This is a genomic window from Amycolatopsis sp. CB00013 (genome assembly GCF_001905755.1).
GTDB classification, from domain to species: Bacteria; Actinomycetota; Actinomycetes; order Mycobacteriales; family Pseudonocardiaceae; genus Amycolatopsis; species Amycolatopsis japonica.
Window position 1 is genome coordinate 2,053,108 of record NZ_LIWC01000001.1, and the last position, 16,909, is coordinate 2,070,016.

The following is a 16,909-nucleotide window of genomic DNA, read 5'->3' on the forward strand; positions in this document are numbered from 1 at the left end:
GCTCATGATGGTCGGCATTCCCGGAGCGAAGGAGCTTCCCTTGCCGCACAAGACACCCGGCGTCGTCGCGAATGTGGTCCGGGGCTGCCTCGGAAACCTGGTCGAGTGGTACGACTGGTTCGTCTACGCCTCGTTCAGCATCTACTTCGCGGCCAGTTTCTTCCCCGAGGGAAATCTGACGGCGCAGTTGCTTTCGACGGCCGTCGTCTTCGCGGTGGGGTTCCTGATGCGCCCGCTCGGCGGCTGGCTCCTGGGCCTCTACGCGGACCGGTTCGGCCGCCGGGCCGCGCTGACCCTTTCCGTGACGCTGATGAGCTTGGGCTCGCTGGCCATCGCGCTCACGCCGGGCTATTCGTCGATCGGCATCCTCGCGCCCGTGATCCTGGTGGTCGCCAGGCTCGCGCAAGGTCTCTCGGTGGGCGGCGAGTTCGGTTCGAGCGCGACCTACCTGTCCGAGATCGCCACTCCGCGGCGACGCGGGTTCTACTCGAGCTTCCAGTACGTCTCGATCACCGTCGGGCAGCTCTCGGCGCTGCTGGTGATGATCGTGATGCAGTCGCTGCTCACCGAAGCGCAGATGTACGCGTGGGGCTGGCGGATCCCGTTCGTCCTCGGCGCGATCGCCGGGCTCGTGGTGATGTACCTCCGCCGCAGCATGGTGGAATCGGAACACTTCCGACGCGCTTCGGCGGCCGGTTCGCCTCCTGGCGGCTTGCGGGTCCTGCTGCGCGAGCACCGCCGCCAGGTCCTCGCCGTCCTCGGCCTCGCCATCGGCGGGACGGTGGCGTTCTACACCTTCACCAGCTACCTGCAGAAGTACATGGTGAACACCGCCGGAATCCCGAAGCCGACCGCTTCGCTCATCGGTTTCGCCGCCCTCTTCCTGTTCATCTTCCTGCAGCCCGCCGCCGGCGCCCTTTCCGACCGCTGGGGCCGCCGCCCGGTCATGTTCGGCTTCTCCGTCGGCGGCATGCTTCTGACCGTGCCGATCATGACGCTCGTGGGGCGGACGGGGAATCCGTGGATCGCCTTCCTGCTCATGCTCACCGCCATGGTCTTCCTCAGCGGCTACACCGCGCTTTCGGCCATCATCAAGGCGGAAATGTTCCCCACCAACGTCCGCGCGCTCGGCGTCGGCCTGCCACACGCCCTGGCGACCGCGGTGTTCGGCGGCCTTTCGGAACCGATCGCACTGGCCTTGAAGCAGGCTGGGCACGAGAGCGTGTTCTTCTGGTGGGTCACGGGGTGCATCGGGCTGACGTTCGTGGCGACTTTGGTGGTGCGGGAGCCTTCGCGGGGTTCTTCCTTGGAGGTGGGCGAGGTGCCTGCTCGGGATTCCGTTGTGCGGTAAGGCGTTGCGGTAGCCGAATTCTGACAAGGACATACCGGCGATGCGATGCGATGCGGGTCCTTGGGGGGCGTTGCCAGATTTCGGTAACGGGCAGGCGGGCGGCCACGTTTTGAGTCCTGTCCGCCGCGTCAGACTGTTGCCGAATTCCGGCGACAGCTGTCCCAGCCGAAGGAGACTGCGTGAGGACTCTTCGGAGCTGAGCCGTGGTCGTTTTCCGGCGACGGTCCAGCGCGGCAACGACGCATCATGAGGTCGGCCGCCCCGAGGGCGTGTCTGATGTTCTGTGTATGAGATCGACGTTGTTGTGTCGATTGCGGGAGTACATGGTTGACGCCGGCCTTCTTGATCACCTTGTATCCAAAGTGGATGATGGCGTGGTGTTGACCGGCGAGGGACCCGAGCTGCGCAACCGGGGAATCCGGCACGTGCTGATCGTGTCCTGCGACGGCCTCACCGGGTTTCCCGAGACCATCGAGGCAACCTGGTCGCAGACCACCGTGCAGACCTGCACGAGCCATCTGATCCACCCCCCGCCAAACTCGTCGAAGGCGCCACCATCCAAGGCTGGCAGAAAGCCCTCGACTCCCTCACCATGACCTTCCCCGAACGCATCACCCACTACATCAAAGAGAACCCCATTTTCCGATCACTTACACAGAAAACTTGACAAGCCCGCCCCTGCACCATCGCCGATTCCCGGCAACACAACCGGTGGGCTGACAACATCGCGGTCGTTTTCCGGCAACAGCTCCGAACGGTGGTGACACCTGAGCCGTTGCCGTTTTCCGGCGACGGCTCAGAACGGTGGCGCTTCCTCGTCGCGGGGTTCATGCAACGGCGGAGGCGAGCTGTCATAACTCCGCCCCGTAGGCGTCGTGATCGTGAGAGTCCCATCAGAACCCAACCGATAGTTCCACCCAGGTTCGTCCTTCAACCGATGATCACGGCGGCACAGATCGATCAGCTCGGTATCCGCGGTGTGGCCACCGTGTTGCCACGGCAGCGAATGATCGAGGTCGCAGGCCTGCGCCACACGATGACACCCGGGTCTTCGGCACTCACGGTCCCGCACCCGAACGAACTCGTCCAGACCGGCAGTGGGTCGATACCGGTCGCGGCCGAGGTCGAGAACCTGCCCCGAGAGCGGGTCCGTGATGATCCGCCGCAACACCGTATTCGACCCGCCGGCGATCTCACGGGCCAACGACGCCGGAATATGCCCATGCCCAGCCATCTCCGCAGGATCATCGTTCAACCCGAGGTAGGTGTTCAAGCCCATGTAGAGGAACACCTCCGACCGTTCACTCTTCCCGCCCTGACCACCCAGCAAAAGATCAAGAGCGACGTCAGCACGTAGCTGGTCCAGGGTGCGGGTCTCCCCACCGGCCCGCAGGGCGCGGGCTTCACGGTCGATCCGCGTATAGGCGGCAGCCACCTTCTCCACCGGCCCGTCTTCGACTTCGATGGACGCCACCCCGGTCTCACCCTGCCGGATCGATAGGCGACGCCCGCCACGATTCCGCTCCACACGACGAGCCGCCCCCTCACGATCGGCCATCATCGCCGCGTGATTCGCCGCCTTCCGGATCTGATCCGAATTCCGGTCCGGCAACCGATCCTCCAGCACCGCGTCCACCGCACGGGCGTCCTCGTCCGAGAGCCAGGCAGTGGCCGCAGCGACCTTCATCGCCCCGTACCCACCCACCTTCCCGGCATCCAACAAACCCAACGTACGCGGCAGACGAGTCGTCAACGCCTCAGCCGTAGAGACCAGACCAGCAGCATGACCGTCCACAACGGACAGAGCGAACGCGACCTCCTGCACCACACTGCCCGCACCACCACGATGTCGACTCAACCGACCCAAAGCACGGAACCGAACAGCCTCCAACCGCGCGATCCCCTCCGACGCCGCCACGGCGGCATCAACGGCATCGTTGTCCCCCAACGAATCCAGCGAAGCATTAACCTCCCGCAAAACTTCCGACGAGGTGATTTCCTTCAAACGCGCCACAGTGGCGTTGAGTGTGTCCACCCGCAGAACGTACAACCGACCACCGACAGTTTCTGAAACCGTTACACAGCAACACTAATCGACATCAAGCAAACCCTCAGCACCATTCTCCAGCCGCCGAGCGAACTCAGCCGACCGCGGCAGCATCGTCGCCTCATAAACCCCGACCGCCTCACCCAAACTGGCCGAACCGGCCAACGCCAAGGCGAGTTCGCAAGCGTCGAGCATGGCCAGGTTGACCCCGACACCCAGCGGCGGCATCAGGTGAGCGGCGTCGCCGAGCAGGGTCACCCACGGCTTGTGCTCCCACGTATGCGGGACCGGCAGTGCGAACAACGGCCGATCGACATACGGCCCGTCGTTGTCGGTGATCATCCGCAGCAACGACGGCGACCAGCCGGAGAACGCTTCGAGCAGCCGACCTCGGACGTCACAACCCGACCCGGCCCAGTCCGCGGGCATCCGCTGGACGATGTAGACCCGGATGTGGTCGCCGCTGTTGCGCTGCGCGAACAGGCACCGCTCACCGTCGGCCGCCATCGCGCTGCCCTGGCCGACGAGTTCGGCGAGTTCAGGGTGCGCGTTCCGGACATCTTCGAACCAGGCCTCCAGGAAGGTGACCCCGACATACTCGGGCACGGCCGCCGAAACCGCCGGACGGACCCGTGACCACGCGCCATCGGCGCCGATGATCAGGTCCGTCTCGACCGTCTCCCCATCCGTGAACCGAAGAAGCCCGGGAGCCTCGACGCGATCCAGGGTCCGTCCCCACTGGACGGTGTCCGGCTTCAGCGAGTCGAGAAGCAGGCCACGCAGCTGACCGCGGTCGATCTCCGGTTTGAACAGCTCCCCCTCGGCCGGGACATGGTGCGCCAAGAGCCGTCCGTCGGGATCCAGTTTGCGCATCTCCTGCCCTTCCGGCCGGGCGAGCGCGAAGAACTCGTCGAGGAGGCCGGCTTCGCGCAGGGCCAGCTGCCCGTCGTCCACGTGGAGGTCGAGGGTGCCGCCCTGGTTGCGAGCCGCGGGATGGGGGTCGCGGTCGTAGACCGTCACGGGAATGCCGTGCTGTTGAAGGATGCGGGCGCAGGTCAGGCCACCCGGACCCGCTCCGATGATGCTGATCGTCATGAACACCAGAAAAGCAGAACGAGTTGAAAAGTGCAACGAGTCAACTTAGTGACCGTGACAACTCCTGATGTAGAGTGCGCCCATGGAGACACCGGGACGGCGTGAACGCAAGAAGGCGGCCACCCGCCAGGCACTGGCGGACGCCGCGTTGAACCTGTTCCTGGAGCGCGGCTACGACCAAGTCAGCATCCGCGACATCGCCGAGGCGGCCGACGTCTCGACGACGACGCTGTTCAAGCACTTCCCCGGCAAGGAAGCGCTAGTCTTCGACGAATCGCAGGACCGTGAGGCACGCCTTGTCGCCGCCGTCCGGGAGCGCGAAGAGGGCCAGAGCATCGTCGAGGCGTTACGCGCCTACGTGCTCGCCACCTGGCTTCCGCTCACGACGCACCCCCAGTACGCCGAGTTCACCGCGCTGGTGAGCGGCACCCCGGCACTGCAGGAGTACGGCGAGCGTATGTGGACCCGGCACGCCGCGGCCCTCGGCGCCGCCATCGCCGAGGAGACCGGCGTGAGCTCCGAAGACATCGCTTGCCGCGCCCTCGCCCGCTTCGTACTGGACATACCGGCCCTCACCCGAGGCCGAAAGGATCCGCGAGAGGACGTCGAGAGGATCTTCGATCTCCTCGAAGCGGGCTGGCGCTAGTCCTCTTCGGGACGGGAGCCGCGCAGCGAGCCCGGGTGCGCTTTGGCGGAAGGATCGTTGCGGGTCTTGAGCAGACTCGCCACCGTCACCACCACGAGGATGCCGATGATCACCGCGAGGCTGACCGGCGTCGAGATCTCCGGAACGCTTTCGTCGATGTCCACGTGGGCCCAGTGCAGGATCAGCTTGATCCCGATGAACCCGAGGATCACCGCGAGCCCGGCGGACAGGTACACCAGGCGATCGAGCAGCCCCTTCACGAGGAAGTACAGCGCCCGCAGGCCCAACAGGGCGAACGCGTTGGCCGCGAAGACCAGATAAGGCTCGTCGGTGACACCGAAGACCGCCGGAATCGAGTCCAGCGCGAACAGCAGGTCGATCCCGCCGATCGCGAGCAGCACCACGACCAGCGGCGTGCCCACACGCTTTCCCTCGACCCGGGTGAACAGCTTGCCGCCGTCGTACTCGGTCGACAGCGGCAGCAGACGGCGCGCGGTCCGCACCACCACGTTGTTCTCGACGTCCGGATCCTCGTCCCGATGCCGGAACAGCTGGATACCGGTGTAGATCAGCAGCAGCCCGAACAGCAGGAACATGAAGGAGAACAAGGAAAGCAGCGTCGCGCCGAGAGCGATGAAGATCGCGCGCATGATCAGCGCGACGACGATGCCGAACGTGAGCACCTTGTGCTGATGCTCCTCGGGTACCGCGAAGGTGCTCATGATGATCACGAAGACGAAGAGGTTGTCGACCGACAGGCTCTTCTCCACGATGTAGCCCGCGAAGTACTGCTGCCCGAAGTCGCCGCCGTGCGCCAGCGTCAGCCAGACACCGAACGCCACCGCGACCAGGATGTAGCCGATCGACCAGGCCACCGCCTCGCCGAAGCCGACCTTGTGCGGCCGCACCGCCGCGAGGATGAGATCGAGCGCCAGGAGCCCGAGCACCAGCCCGATCGTGACGATCCAGGTGAGGGCATCGATCTGGAGCATCCGGACCCTGTCTTTCCTTCGACGGCAGGTGCCCAGATCTTAAATGCGACTCCCCCGCTCCGCATTCGCATGACCCGGCGCCGCGTCCAGCAACGCGGCGAGCACGGTCTTGAGCAACGGGTGATCCGCGCTCCCCCGCCGGACGGCGGCGAACACCCGGCGCAACGGCGGTTCGCCGCGCAACGGGACGGCGACCGCACCGGGAACCGCCGTGAAAGCGTTGCGCGGCACCAAGGCCACGCCCTCGCCGGCGGCGACCAGGGTGGTGATCGCGTGGAAATCGTCGGAGACGTGCCGGATCTCCGGGTTGGCGCAGACGATCATCAGCACGTCGCGGCAGGGATTCCCGGGTTTCGGCGCGATCCACTCGTCGTCGGCGAGGTCGTCGATGTCCACTTCGGACGCCCCGGCGAGCCGGTGCGCGGTGGGCAGCACGACGTCGAAGGGCTCCACGTACAACGGGAACCGGGTGAGCCTGCTTTCATCCGTCCGTGGCGAGAGCCGGTACTCCTCGGTGATCGCCAGATCGACCTCGCCGTCGAGCAGCAGCGGGATGCTCGCGTGCCCCTCGACGTCCTGCACCTGCATGGTCACCCCGGGCGAACCGGCGCGCAGCGAAGCGATCGCCGGCGCCACGACCATCGTGATCGCCGAGGCGAAACTCGCCAGCCGCACCATGCCCTGGACACCGGAATCGAGCGCGGCGAGAGTCGCCCGCGCCCGTTCCAGTTCGGCGGCGACGGCGTTGGCGTGCACCACCATCAATTCACCCGCCGGGGTCAGCGAAACCCGCCTGCCCCGGCGGCGGAGCAGCTGCTGGCCGCACTCGGCTTCGAGGGCGGCCAGCTGCTGGGAGACCGCGGACGGCGTCAGGTGCAGCGCCTGACCCGCCGCCGTCACGGTGCCGTGGTCGGCGAGGGCACGCAGCACGCGCAGCCGTCGCGGATCGATCATTCGTCCATCATGGACCTTGCCGTCACGAACGCGTCGACGGCCCGGTTGACGTCTTCGGTCGAATGCGCGGCCGACATCTGCGTCCGGATCCGGGCCAGCTCGAGCGGCACCACCGGATACGAGAAGCCGATCACGTAGATGCCCTGGTCGAGCAGCAGATCCGCCGTCTTGCCCGCCTTGGCGGCGTCACCGATCATCACCGGGATGATGGGGTGCTCACCCGGGAGAAGATCGAAACCGGCCTCGGTCATCCGGCGCCGGAACAGCTCGGTGTTGGCGCGCAGCTTGCCCAGCAGGTCGCTGGAGGAGTCCAGCAGTTCCAGCGTGGCGAGCGCGGCCGCGGTGATCGACGGCGCCAGCGAGTTCGAGAACAGGTACGGCCGCGAGCGCTGCCGCAGCATCTCGACGATCTCCGCGCGGCCCGAGGTGTAGCCGCCGCTCGCGCCGCCGAGCGCCTTGCCGAGCGTGCCGGTCAGCACGTCGACCTTGTCCTGCACGCCGAACAGCTCGGGCGTACCGCGACCGGTCGGGCCGGTGAAGCCGACGGCGTGCGAGTCGTCCACCATCACCAGCGCGTCGTAGCGCTCGGCCAGCTCGCAGATCTCGTCGAGCGGCGCGAGGTAGCCGTCCATCGAGAACACGCCGTCGGTGGCGATCATCCGGTACCGCGCGCCGGACGCCTCCTTCAGCCTGGCCTCCAGATCCGCGACGTCACGGTTGCGGTAGCGCATCCGCTTCGCCTTGCAGAGCCGGACGCCGTCGATGATCGACGCGTGGTTGAGCTCGTCGGAGATGATGACGTCCTGATCGGTCAGCAGCGTCTCGAACAGCCCGGCGTTGGCGTCGAAACAGGAGCTGTAGAGGATCGTGTCCTCGGTGCCGAGGAACTCCGACAGCTTCGCCTCGAGTTCCTTGTGCGGCTGCTGGGTCCCGCAGATGAACCGCACCGACGCCATGCCGAAGCCCCAGCGGTCCAGCGCCTCTTGCGCGGCCTTGATCAGCTTGGGGTGGTCGGCGAGGCCGAGGTAGTTGTTGGCGCAGAAGTTGAGGACGTCGCCGTCACCGACGCTGACCGAAGCCCGTTGCGGTCCCTGGATCACCCGCTCGCCCTTGTACAGCCCGGCTTCCCGGATCTCGGCGAGCCCGGCCTTGAGGTCGTCGCGCATCGCGCCGTACATCAGTTCTCCGTCCAGTCCAGAATGACCTTGCCGCAGCGGCCTTCCCTGGCCGTCGCGAACGCCTTCTCGTATTCGGTGTAGCCGAACCGGTGGGTGATCACCGGCGAGATGTCCAGCCCGGCCTGCAGCAGGACGGACATCGAGTACCACGTCTCGAACATCTCGCGTCCGTAGATCCCCTTGAGCTGGATCATCTTCAGCACCACGGACGCGATGTCGACCGACACGTCGGAAGCGGGAAGGCCGAGCAGCGCGACGCGCCCGCCGTGCGACATGTTCGCGATCATGTCGCGCAGCGCCTCGGGCCGCCCGCTCATCTCCATGCCGACGTCGAAGCCCTCGGCCATGCCGAGCTTCTGCTGCGCGTCGGCGATGGTCGCGGAGGAGACGTCCAGCGCGAGGTCGACGCCGACCTTGCGGGCCAGTTCGAGGCGGTGCTCGCTGACGTCGGTGACGACGACGTTGCGCGCGCCCGCGTGGCGCGCGATGGCGGCGGCCATGATGCCGATCGGACCGGCGCCGGTGACCAGCACGTCCTCGCCGATGACGGGGAAGGACAGCGCGGTGTGCACGGCGTTGCCGAGCGGGTCGAAGATCGCGGCGATGTCGAGGTCGACCTTGGTGCGGTGCACCCAGGCGTTCATCTCGGGCAGCACGGCGTACTGCGCGAAGGCGCCGTCGGTGTGCACGCCGAGGCCCTTGGTCCTGGCGCACAGATGACGCCGCCCGGCCTTGCAGTTGCGGCAGCTTCCGCAGACGAGATGTCCCTCGCCGCTGACCAGGTCGCCCACCTTGACCGTGGTCACCGACCGGCCGATCTCGACCACCTCGCCGACGAACTCGTGCCCGATGACCAGCGGCGCGGCGATGGTGCGCGCCGCCCAGTCGTCCCAGGAGTCGATGTGCAGATCGGTACCGCAGATCCCGGCGCGCAGCACGCGGACGGCGACGTCGCCGGGGCCGACCGCGGGGTCCGGAACGTCGGTGAGTTCCAGCCCGGGTGCTCGGTCGGCTTTGACCAATGCCTTCATGGCGCGAAGTCTGGCCCGCCCGTGCTGTTCAGTCCATCGCGAGTTTCTGAAATCCCTCGTTAGCGTGTCTTCACAAGGAGCCCGGGACGCGGACCGACACGAAGTCCGGCCGCGGCACCACCTCGAAACCGATCGATTCGTAGAGCCTGATGGCCGGCGTGTTCGTCGCCGCCGCGTGCATCATCGGGTGTTCGCCGCGGGCCCGGATCCCCGCCGCCACCGCGCGGATGAGCCGGGTCGCCAGTCCTTGGCCGCGATACGCCGGGTCGGTGCAGACGGCGCTGATCTCGGTCCAGCCGGGCGGGTGCATCCGCTCCCCGGCCATCGCGATCAGCTCGCCGTCGCGCCGGATTCCCAGGTATGTCCCCAATTCGATGGTCCGCTTCCGGAACGGACCCGGCTTGGTCCGTTCGACGAGGTCGAGCATCTCCGGGACGTCGTCGGGCCCCAGCACGACCGCTTCGGGATCTTCGGCGGCTTCGAGCGCGACGTCGACCAGCCGGACTCCGGCGATCCTGCCGAGGACTTCCCAGTCGGCCGGGACGGGCAGCGCGTTGTGGACGGTGACCGTCTGACCGGGGCCCGCCAGCGCGGCGACGTCGGCCCACACGCCGTCGTCCGGCTCAGGGGGCAGGGCGAAGAACGGCGCGACGTCGACCTGGTAGCGCAGGACCTGGCCGGAGCGCTCAGCGAAATGGGCGTGCGGGCCGGTCAGCGAAGCCCAGGCCGGGTCGTCGAAAGGGGTGACCATGACCGCTCCGACACCGGCGGACCGGCTTTCATTCCCGCTCCCACATCCTGAGCGCTCAGCCGCCCGGCACGAGCAGCGGCGAATGCGGGTCGAGTTCGACCCCGCGTTCCCGGAGCGTGTCGTCGATGACCCGCCAGATCCACCGCACCAGCTGGCTCGCGAGCTCCGGGAGTTCGAGGCCGCCCGGATTCTCCAGCCAGCGCGCGGCACTCGTGTCGACGAGGCCGACCAGCCCGAAGGCGAGCGGTTCGGCGATCCGGCCGTCGAGATCGAAGGTGTCGAGGTAGTGCTCGAACAGGATGGAGAGCTGCCGGGCGATCGCCGTTCTGACGTCGGTGATGGCGTCGCCGCCGCGCCGCCCGGCTTGGGAGTGCCTGGCGAGATAGCGGTAGAGGTTCCCGTGTTCGGCGAGCCAGCCGGTATGCGCGCCCACCGCGATGGTGATCAGCTGCATCGGCGTCCCGCTCGGGTCCCACAGCGGGGCCAGTTCGGCGGTGATGAGGCGGACGGCGCGGTCGGCGATCGCACGCTGCAGGTCGGCGGCGTCGTCGAAATGCTTGTACACCCGGGTTCTGGCCACCCCCGCCTCGTCGGCGATCTGTTCGGTGGAGACCTCCGGACCGTGCTCGGCGATCGCGCGCAACGCCGCGTCGACGAATTCCCGTCGGCGGCGCTCCCGCTGTCCCGCCCAGCGCGCCGCCCGGCCGTCCGGCCGCGGCGCGTCGGCTTCAGGCGTCATCCCCCGGAGTTTATCGGTGGCCGGGTTACCGGTACACTGCCGTACCCGTTACTTCGGGAGACCGCGATGAGGAATGACGTCGAAGACACCACAGCGGACGCCACGCTGCTCGACGCCTTCCGCGCCGGTGACATCGCCGCCGGCGAGACACTTTTCCGGCGCCACGCCGAGCCGCTCCGCCGCATCGCCGCCGGCTGGGTCGCCGACCCCGCCGAGCGGGACGACCTCGTGGCCGAAGCCTTCGTACGGGTCCTGAGCGTCATCCGCGACGGCGGCGGACCGCGCGAAAACCTCCGCCCCTACCTCGCGGTCACCATCCGGAATCTCGCCGCCAAGTGGAGCCGTCACCACAAACGGGTCGAGCTGTACGGCACGACCCCGGCGGTCGAAGAGGCCGCCGGAGTCGTGGGCGCGGAGGAACTCGTCATCCTCCGCTCGAACGCCCGGCTGGCGTGGACGGCGTACTGCGCGCTGCCCGGCCGCTGGCGGACCGTGCTGTGGCGGACCGAAGCCGAGGGCGATTCCCCGAAGGTGGTGGCGCCGCTGCTGGGCGTGTCGCCCAACGGCGCCTCCGTCCTCGCCTTGCGGGCCCGCGAAGGGCTGCGCCAGGCCTTCCTCCAGGCGCAGGTCCCCGAAACGGGAACGCCGTGCTGTCAGGAAGCGCGGCGCCGGATGGGCGCGTGGCTGCGCGGCGGTGTGCCGGGCCGCCGCGCGGATCTGATCGCCGCGCATCTGGCGGGCTGTGAACCCTGCCGGACCGTCGCCACCCGGCTCGACGAGGTCAACCGCGAGATGCCGCCGGGCGTCCGCGCCGTCCCCGCCTGAGATCAGCCGGGTACCGGAGCGGCCTCCCCCGCGATTCTCAACGCCTCCACCAATTCCCGGTACAGCGTGTCGGTGGCGAGCAGGTGCTCGTGGCTGCCACTCGCCCGGACACGGCCAGCCTCCATCACCACGATGGTGTCCGCGTCGATCACGGTGGACAGCCGGTGCGCCACGGTGACGACGGCACCCTCGCGGGCCAGCCGCCGGATGCAGTCGTGGATCGCGCTTTCGGTCCGGCCGTCGACCTGCGCGGTCGCCTCGTCCAGCAGCACCACGTCCGGCGTGCGCAGGATCGCCCTGGCCAGCGCGATCCGCTGGCGTTCCCCGCCGGACACCGACGTCGACGAAAGCGGCGTGTCCAGCCCGTCGTCGAGTGCGGCGATCTTGTCGCTCAACCGGACCTCTTCGAGAGCCCGCCGCACTTCCTCCTCAGTCGCGTCCGGATGCGTGAAGAGCAGGTTCTCCCGAATCGTCCCCGGCACGATCGGCGTCTCCTGCTCGACGTAGGCCAGCCGGGATCGCACGTCCGCGTACGGCAGGTCCGCGTACTCGCGGCCGTCCAGCAGCAGTGAACCCGATTGCGGCCGCACGAACCGCATGATCAGCGACAGCATCGTGGTCTTGCCCGCGCCGGACGGCCCGACGATCGCGGTGTGCCCGCGACGCGGGATCGCCAGCGAAACGTCGCGCAACGCCGGGTCTCCGCCGTAGCCCGCGGTCACGCCGCGCAGTTCCAGCACCGGGCCGTCGTGGTCCCCCTCGGACTCCGCCTTGGCGGGCGCCCGGTCCTCTTCCACCTCCAGTGTGTCCATCTCCCGGATCCGCCCGGCCGCGGCGATCCCCGCCTGCAGCGCGGTCATGTTCTGGCTCAGTTCGGTGATCGGCTCCATCAACGCGAACGCGTACAGCAGGAACGCGATGAGGCTCGACACTTCGAGCAAACCCGCTTCGACCCGCCAGGCGCCGAGACCGAGGATCACCAGGATCGCGCCCTGGATCCCCGTCCAGGCCACCACCCAGGCGACGGCTTCCCGCCGCACCGCGCGGACGCCGTGCGCCGTGGCGGCTTCCGCGTCGACCAGGATCCGCTCGGCCTGCCGGGTTTCGGCACGGCTCGCCTTCACCGTGCGGATCGCCCGCAGCGCGCCCTCGAGGACGCCGCCGAGACGGCCCAAACGATCTTGCGCCTTCTCCTGTTCCTTCGCGATCGCGGGCATGAGCCAGGCGAACAACGCGACGACCACGAGCACGGCGGCCACGGTCGTCGCCAGCAGCACCGGGTCGAGCACGCTCATCAGCACCAGGGTGCCGGCGAGCATCACCACGCCGTTGATCAAACCGATCACGCTGGACGACGCCGCCTCGCGCAACAGCACCGTGTCCGAGGTGACGCGGGTGACCAGCTCCCCTGTCGGCCGTTTCGTGATCGCCGGGATCGTCGCGCGGAAGAACCGCCGCACCATCGATTCCCGCACCTTCAGCACCACCCGCTCGCCGATCGTGCCGAGCAGGATCCACTCCGCCAGCCAGATCACCGCCCCTACCAGCATCAGGCCGAGCAACGCCAGCACCGGCCCGGCCAGCGACGCCGACGAGCCGAGCGAATCCAGCACCCACTTCGTGACCATGGGCGAGGCGAGGCCGGTCGCCGAACCGAGCAGGGCGAGGACCAGGCCGATCGCGAGTGCCCCCTTGTGCGGTCGCGCGAACGACCACAGCACCTTCAATCGTGGAGTCTTCATGGTTCTTAATGGAACACGCGTGTTCTAAAATCGTCAACCGAGTTCCATATCGGGAGCGAGGTACGGTACCGCCATGAGTGAGGGTGTGGTCACCGAGACGGGTGTCCGGGCGAGGACCCGGCGCGCGATCCTGGACGCGGCCATCGAGACGTTGACCAAGCAACCGAGCGCGACGCTCGCGGATATCGCGGCGGCGGCGAACGTCGGGCGCACCACGGTGCACCGGTACTTCGCGGAGCGATCGGACCTCATCGACGCGATCAGCCACGACGCCCTCGACAAGATCTCCCAGAGCACCGAACGGGCCCGGCTCGACGACGGTCCGGCGCCGGACGCGCTGGCGCGGCTGTGCCAGGAGTACTTCGAACACGGCGACGTCTTCCAGTTGCTGTTCACCATGCCGGATCTGGTGACGCGGCCCGAATGGGCGGAGGAGAGCGACGACGACCGTCGCCTGTTGCGGCTCGTCGAACGAGGGCACGCCGAGGGCTCGATCGATCCGGCGATGACGAAGGAATGGTTGCTGCAACTGCTCTGGAGCCTGCTCTACACGGCATGGGAGCTGGTGCGGGAGAAGACACCGAAGCACGAGGCGCTCACGTTGTGCCTGCGCAGCCTGGAAAAGGTCATCGCGGTCGGCTGAAGTCCTCCGAAGTGATGACGCGGACTCGCGCCACTTCGAAGATCCTGGCCCGGTGACAGAAAAAACCGGCACCCGCCCGGGTGCCGCCTGGGGAATCCTCTTCGGCGGGCTCGCGGTGTTCGCGGCCGCGCCGGTACTGCTGCTGACCACCGGGCACGACGCGATCAAGCCGTCCGCGGATTCGGCCAAGGAGCTTTCCCTCGCGGGCGCCCTGCTCCCCGCGCTCGCCGGGATCCTGCTGATCCACGGGATCCCGCTCCACGCGCCGAAACTGCTCCCCGAGGTGACCGACCGGCGCGGGCTGGGCAGACAGGCGACAGCCTTGGCGCTCATCGCGTTCCTGTGGCCGTTGGCGTTGTACCTGGTGTCGGCGGCGGGACAGCAGGCACTGGTCCGCGACATCTGGGCGCTCGCCAAACCGCTGGTTTTCCTGGCGCTGCCGTTGATTCTGCTTCGGGCGCTGCCCGCGCGGGATTCCTTCCGGCTCACGTGGCGACCTCGGGAGACCTGGCAGTGGCTCGCGCCGATCCCGGCGGTGGTCGTGTTCGGCTGGCTCTACGTCCTCGGCCCGCTCGCGCCGCCGCTGCCCACTTCGGAGGACTACCCGGACCCGGTCTACCTGGCGGTCGGCGCGACGCTGACGTTCTTCACCGCGAACGTCCTCGAAGAGGTGTTCTTCCGCGGCATGCTGCAGACCCGCCTGGAGGCGCTTTTCGGGCGGTGGGCGGGAATCCTGCTGTCGGCACTGCTGTTCGCGTGGCTGCATCTGCCGACGCACGGACAGGGGTCATTGCCACTCACCCTGGGCGCGATCGTTGCCTTCCAAGGGTTCTTCGGCCTGTTCACCGGTTACCTGTGGTCGCGCTACCGCAACCTGTGGGCGCCGATCGCCGCGCACACCGCGATGAACACGCTGCCGCTCCTGTTGATGTAGCCGGCGGTTGGTCGTGAGTTGCGATTCGGATTGGGCAGCTGAAGACGAAGTACATGAAGGCCCCCTTCCTGTACATAGGCGCAAGGATGGGGGCCTTCATGTACTTGGGAAGGCGTGAAGGTCGAATTTCCTCGGCTGAGCCGAGAGAAGGGGGCCTTCACGGAAAGGGAAGTCAGGCGCCGATGGTCGTCGCGTCGATGACGAACCGGTAGCGGACGTCGCTGTTCTCGACCCGGTCGTAGGCCACGTTCACCTGGTCGGCCGAGATCGTCTCGATCTCCGCGCCGATCCCGTGCTCGGCGCAGAAGTCGAGCATCTCCTGGGTCTCGGCGATCCCGCCGATCATCGAGCCGGCGAGCACCTTGTTCCCGCCCAGCAGCGAGAAGGCGTTGTAGGACAGCGGTTCGCCGGGCGCGCCGACGTTCACCATCGCGCCGCCGACGCGCAGCATGCCGAGGTAGGAGTCGACGGGCAGTGTCGCCGAAACGGTGTTGAGGATCAGGTCGAAGCGGCCGCGCAGCGCCTTGAACGTCGACGCGTCTCCGGTCGCGAAGTAGTCCTTCGCACCCAGCTTCAGCCCGTCCTCCTGCTTCTTCAGGCTCTGGCTGAGCACGGTGACCTCGGCGCCCATGGCGACCGCGATCTTGACCGCCATGTGCCCGAGCCCGCCGAGGCCGACGACGGCGACCTTCTTGCCCGGCCCGGCGCCCCAGCGGTTCAGCGGGGAGTAGGTGGTGATACCCGCGCACAGCAGCGGGGCGGCGACGTCGAGGCCGATGCCTTCCGGGATGCGGCAGACGAAAGCGTCCTTCACGACGATCTGGCGGCTGTAACCGCCGTAGGTGTTCTCGCCGTCGAACCCGACTCCGTTGTAGGTCTGGATGTTGCCCTTGACGCAGAACTGCTCGGTGCCCGCGAGGCAGTACTCGCACTCGCCACAGGAATCGACCATGCAGCCGACCCCGACCCGGTCGCCGACCTGGTACTTCGTCACGTCGGAGCCGACCGCGGCGACGACGCCGGCGATCTCGTGACCGGGCACCATCGGGAAGATCGCGCTGCCCCAGTCCTCCTTCACCTGGTGGATATCACTGTGGCAGATCCCCGCGTACGCGATGTCGATCAGCACGTCGTCCGGACGCAGGTCGCGACGCTCGATCGTCGTCGGCGACAGGGCGGCGCCCGGGGACGGCGCGGCGATGGCGTGCGTGGTCGTCGTCATGAAACCCTCCGAGAAACAGTGAGACCATGTAAGAGGTCACTTACAACTAGCGTAAGAGGCCTCTTACATATTCCGCGACCGGGACGGTGTGATCCACGACATGGGCGGCAAGTACCATCACGGCGACCTTCGCGCCGAACTCGTGCGGGTCTCCCTCGACCTGATCGCCGAACAAGGGCTCGGCGCGTTCTCGGTCGCCGAGGTCGCCAGGCGCGCGAAGGTCAGTCCCGGCGCGCCCTATCGGCACTTCCCGGACAAGGAAAGCCTCCTGGCCGCGATCGCCGCCAAGGTCGCCTGCCAGCTGGCGGACAGGGTGCACGACGCCATCGAGGCCGAAAGCGAACCGGTCGCCGCGCTCGCCGCGGCCGCCGGTGCGTACACGGAGTACCTGATCGAACGCCGGGCCGGGATGAACATCATCTACTCGGACGGCTTGCAGGGCCCGGAGCACGCCGCACTGCACGAGCAGACCCGCCGCCTGACCGACCAGTTCGTCATGCTCTGCCTCACCGTCGCCGACCGGCCGGAGGACGGGCTCGAACTGATGGAGCAGTTGTTCACCCAGGCGCACGGTTACGGCACGTTCTATCTCGACGGAGTGTTCACGAAACAGGGCTACTCCACGGAAGTCGTCGTCCGCAAATCGGTCGAGGCCGCTCGCGCCGCCATCGAGGGGCGCACGAAAATGTGACGTGATTCACGTCTGATTTGTCCGATTACCGGGGCTCCCCGCGCCGACAGGATGCGAAGCGCAATCCT

At 67.7% G+C, this 16,909-nt stretch carries 16 protein-coding genes and 1 pseudogene; 7 read left to right on the top strand and 10 right to left on the bottom strand.

From position 1 onward, the window contains the following. The first annotated feature begins 4 nt into the window (after nt 1-4). A complete protein-coding gene (locus AMK34_RS09145; protein WP_073844293.1) occupies nt 5-1,351 on the top strand; it encodes an MFS transporter in 1,347 nt (448 codons plus the stop codon). Nucleotides 1,352-1,749: 398 nt separating this feature from the next. Next, nucleotides 1,750-1,875 (top strand): annotated as a pseudogene (locus tag AMK34_RS42535) (transposase); the annotation flags it as partial. A 272-nt stretch (nt 1,876-2,147) separates the two neighbouring features. Here the strand turns inward: AMK34_RS42535 and AMK34_RS09155 are convergent. Both AMK34_RS09155 and AMK34_RS09160 read right to left on the bottom strand, forming a co-directional pair. Continuing rightward, nucleotides 2,148-3,386, bottom strand: coding sequence for an HNH endonuclease signature motif containing protein (locus AMK34_RS09155; RefSeq protein WP_241832727.1), 1,239 nt, complete (start codon nt 3,384-3,386; stop codon nt 2,148-2,150). A 54-nt stretch (nt 3,387-3,440) separates the two neighbouring features. After that, nucleotides 3,441-4,493 carry an FAD-dependent oxidoreductase gene (locus AMK34_RS09160; protein ID WP_073844718.1) on the bottom strand — a complete coding sequence of 351 codons (1,053 nt, stop codon included), beginning with the start codon at nt 4,491-4,493 and terminating at the stop codon, nt 3,441-3,443. Between the two features lie 82 nt (nt 4,494-4,575). On the opposite strand from AMK34_RS09160, the gene AMK34_RS09165 reads away from it, so the two are divergent. After that, nucleotides 4,576-5,139, top strand: coding sequence for a TetR/AcrR family transcriptional regulator (locus AMK34_RS09165; protein ID WP_073844295.1), 564 nt, complete (start codon nt 4,576-4,578; stop codon nt 5,137-5,139). On the opposite strand, the gene AMK34_RS09170 is transcribed toward AMK34_RS09165, so the two are convergent. From AMK34_RS09170 to AMK34_RS09195, 6 genes are all read right to left on the bottom strand, one after another. Beyond that, on the bottom strand, nt 5,136-6,131 hold the full coding sequence (locus AMK34_RS09170; protein ID WP_073844296.1) for a TerC/Alx family metal homeostasis membrane protein: 996 nt from the start codon (nt 6,129-6,131) through the stop codon (nt 5,136-5,138). The genes AMK34_RS09165 and AMK34_RS09170 overlap by 4 nt on opposite strands. Nucleotides 6,132-6,170: 39 nt before the next feature. Further along, the gene (locus tag AMK34_RS09175; protein ID WP_073844298.1) at nt 6,171-7,085 is read right to left on the bottom strand and encodes a LysR family transcriptional regulator; all 915 of its coding nucleotides are present in this window, start codon (nt 7,083-7,085) and stop codon (nt 6,171-6,173) included. Then, on the bottom strand, nt 7,082-8,263 hold the full coding sequence (locus AMK34_RS09180; RefSeq protein ID WP_073844300.1) for a glycine C-acetyltransferase: 1,182 nt from the start codon (nt 8,261-8,263) through the stop codon (nt 7,082-7,084). The genes AMK34_RS09175 and AMK34_RS09180 overlap by 4 nt, the downstream gene beginning before the upstream one ends. Next, complete coding sequence (gene tdh, locus AMK34_RS09185) at nt 8,263-9,294, bottom strand: L-threonine 3-dehydrogenase (RefSeq protein ID WP_038511790.1); 1,032 nt, start codon at nt 9,292-9,294, stop codon at nt 8,263-8,265. The genes AMK34_RS09180 and tdh overlap by 1 nt, the downstream gene beginning before the upstream one ends. Nucleotides 9,295-9,364: 70 nt before the next feature. After that, entirely contained in the window at nt 9,365-10,045 is a 681-nt protein-coding gene (locus AMK34_RS09190; RefSeq protein ID WP_073844302.1) for a GNAT family N-acetyltransferase, read from the bottom strand. A gap of 55 nt (nt 10,046-10,100) precedes the next feature. Then, nucleotides 10,101-10,784, bottom strand: a complete 684-nt coding sequence (locus AMK34_RS09195; protein WP_038511784.1) for a TetR/AcrR family transcriptional regulator — start codon at nt 10,782-10,784, stop codon at nt 10,101-10,103. Nucleotides 10,785-10,850: 66 nt separating this feature from the next. Here AMK34_RS09195 and AMK34_RS09200 point away from each other — a divergent pair, with 66 nt between their 5' ends. Further along, the gene (locus AMK34_RS09200; protein WP_038511781.1) at nt 10,851-11,609 is read left to right on the top strand and encodes a sigma-70 family RNA polymerase sigma factor; all 759 of its coding nucleotides are present in this window, start codon (nt 10,851-10,853) and stop codon (nt 11,607-11,609) included. 2 nt (nt 11,610-11,611) lie between these two features. Here the strand turns inward: AMK34_RS09200 and AMK34_RS09205 are convergent, their stop codons facing one another. Next, nucleotides 11,612-13,351, bottom strand: a complete 1,740-nt coding sequence (locus AMK34_RS09205; protein WP_241832728.1) for an ABC transporter ATP-binding protein — start codon at nt 13,349-13,351, stop codon at nt 11,612-11,614. Nucleotides 13,352-13,424: 73 nt separating this feature from the next. Here AMK34_RS09205 and AMK34_RS09210 point away from each other — a divergent pair, with 73 nt between their 5' ends. Together AMK34_RS09210 and AMK34_RS09215 are read left to right on the top strand one after the other, a co-directional pair. Further along, complete coding sequence (locus tag AMK34_RS09210; RefSeq protein WP_038511776.1) at nt 13,425-13,994, top strand: TetR/AcrR family transcriptional regulator; 570 nt, start codon at nt 13,425-13,427, stop codon at nt 13,992-13,994. Between the two features lie 52 nt (nt 13,995-14,046). Then, complete coding sequence (locus tag AMK34_RS09215; RefSeq protein WP_073844306.1) at nt 14,047-14,928, top strand: CPBP family intramembrane glutamic endopeptidase; 882 nt, start codon at nt 14,047-14,049, stop codon at nt 14,926-14,928. A 172-nt stretch (nt 14,929-15,100) separates the two neighbouring features. On the opposite strand, the gene AMK34_RS09220 is transcribed toward AMK34_RS09215, so the two are convergent. Continuing rightward, nucleotides 15,101-16,150 carry an NAD(P)-dependent alcohol dehydrogenase gene (locus AMK34_RS09220; protein WP_073844308.1) on the bottom strand — a complete coding sequence of 350 codons (1,050 nt, stop codon included), beginning with the start codon at nt 16,148-16,150 and terminating at the stop codon, nt 15,101-15,103. Between the two features lie 88 nt (nt 16,151-16,238). On the opposite strand from AMK34_RS09220, the gene AMK34_RS09225 reads away from it, so the two are divergent. Beyond that, the gene (locus tag AMK34_RS09225) at nt 16,239-16,841 is read left to right on the top strand and encodes a TetR/AcrR family transcriptional regulator (protein WP_038511767.1); all 603 of its coding nucleotides are present in this window, start codon (nt 16,239-16,241) and stop codon (nt 16,839-16,841) included. Nucleotides 16,842-16,909 lie beyond the last annotated feature (68 nt).

Excerpts from the sequence above, each read along its gene's own strand:
- AMK34_RS09205 (WP_241832728.1), bottom strand. The coding sequence starts at position 13,351 with ATGAAGACTCCACGATTGAAGGTGCTGTGGTCGTTCGCGCGACCGCAC.
- AMK34_RS09195 (WP_038511784.1), bottom strand. The coding sequence starts at position 10,784 with ATGACGCCTGAAGCCGACGCGCCGCGGCCGGACGGCCGGGCGGCGCGC.
- AMK34_RS09145 (WP_073844293.1), top strand. The coding sequence starts at position 5 with ATGATGGTCGGCATTCCCGGAGCGAAGGAGCTTCCCTTGCCGCACAAG.
- AMK34_RS09190 (WP_073844302.1), bottom strand. The coding sequence starts at position 10,045 with ATGGTCACCCCTTTCGACGACCCGGCCTGGGCTTCGCTGACCGGCCCG.
- AMK34_RS09165 (WP_073844295.1), top strand. The coding sequence starts at position 4,576 with ATGGAGACACCGGGACGGCGTGAACGCAAGAAGGCGGCCACCCGCCAG.
- tdh (WP_038511790.1), bottom strand. The coding sequence starts at position 9,294 with ATGAAGGCATTGGTCAAAGCCGACCGAGCACCCGGGCTGGAACTCACC.
- AMK34_RS09210 (WP_038511776.1), top strand. The coding sequence starts at position 13,425 with ATGAGTGAGGGTGTGGTCACCGAGACGGGTGTCCGGGCGAGGACCCGG.
- AMK34_RS09160 (WP_073844718.1), bottom strand. The coding sequence starts at position 4,493 with ATGACGATCAGCATCATCGGAGCGGGTCCGGGTGGCCTGACCTGCGCC.
- AMK34_RS09180 (WP_073844300.1), bottom strand. The coding sequence starts at position 8,263 with ATGTACGGCGCGATGCGCGACGACCTCAAGGCCGGGCTCGCCGAGATC.
- AMK34_RS09220 (WP_073844308.1), bottom strand. The coding sequence starts at position 16,150 with ATGACGACGACCACGCACGCCATCGCCGCGCCGTCCCCGGGCGCCGCC.
- AMK34_RS09200 (WP_038511781.1), top strand. The coding sequence starts at position 10,851 with ATGAGGAATGACGTCGAAGACACCACAGCGGACGCCACGCTGCTCGAC.
- AMK34_RS09170 (WP_073844296.1), bottom strand. The coding sequence starts at position 6,131 with ATGCTCCAGATCGATGCCCTCACCTGGATCGTCACGATCGGGCTGGTG.
- AMK34_RS09175 (WP_073844298.1), bottom strand. The coding sequence starts at position 7,085 with ATGATCGATCCGCGACGGCTGCGCGTGCTGCGTGCCCTCGCCGACCAC.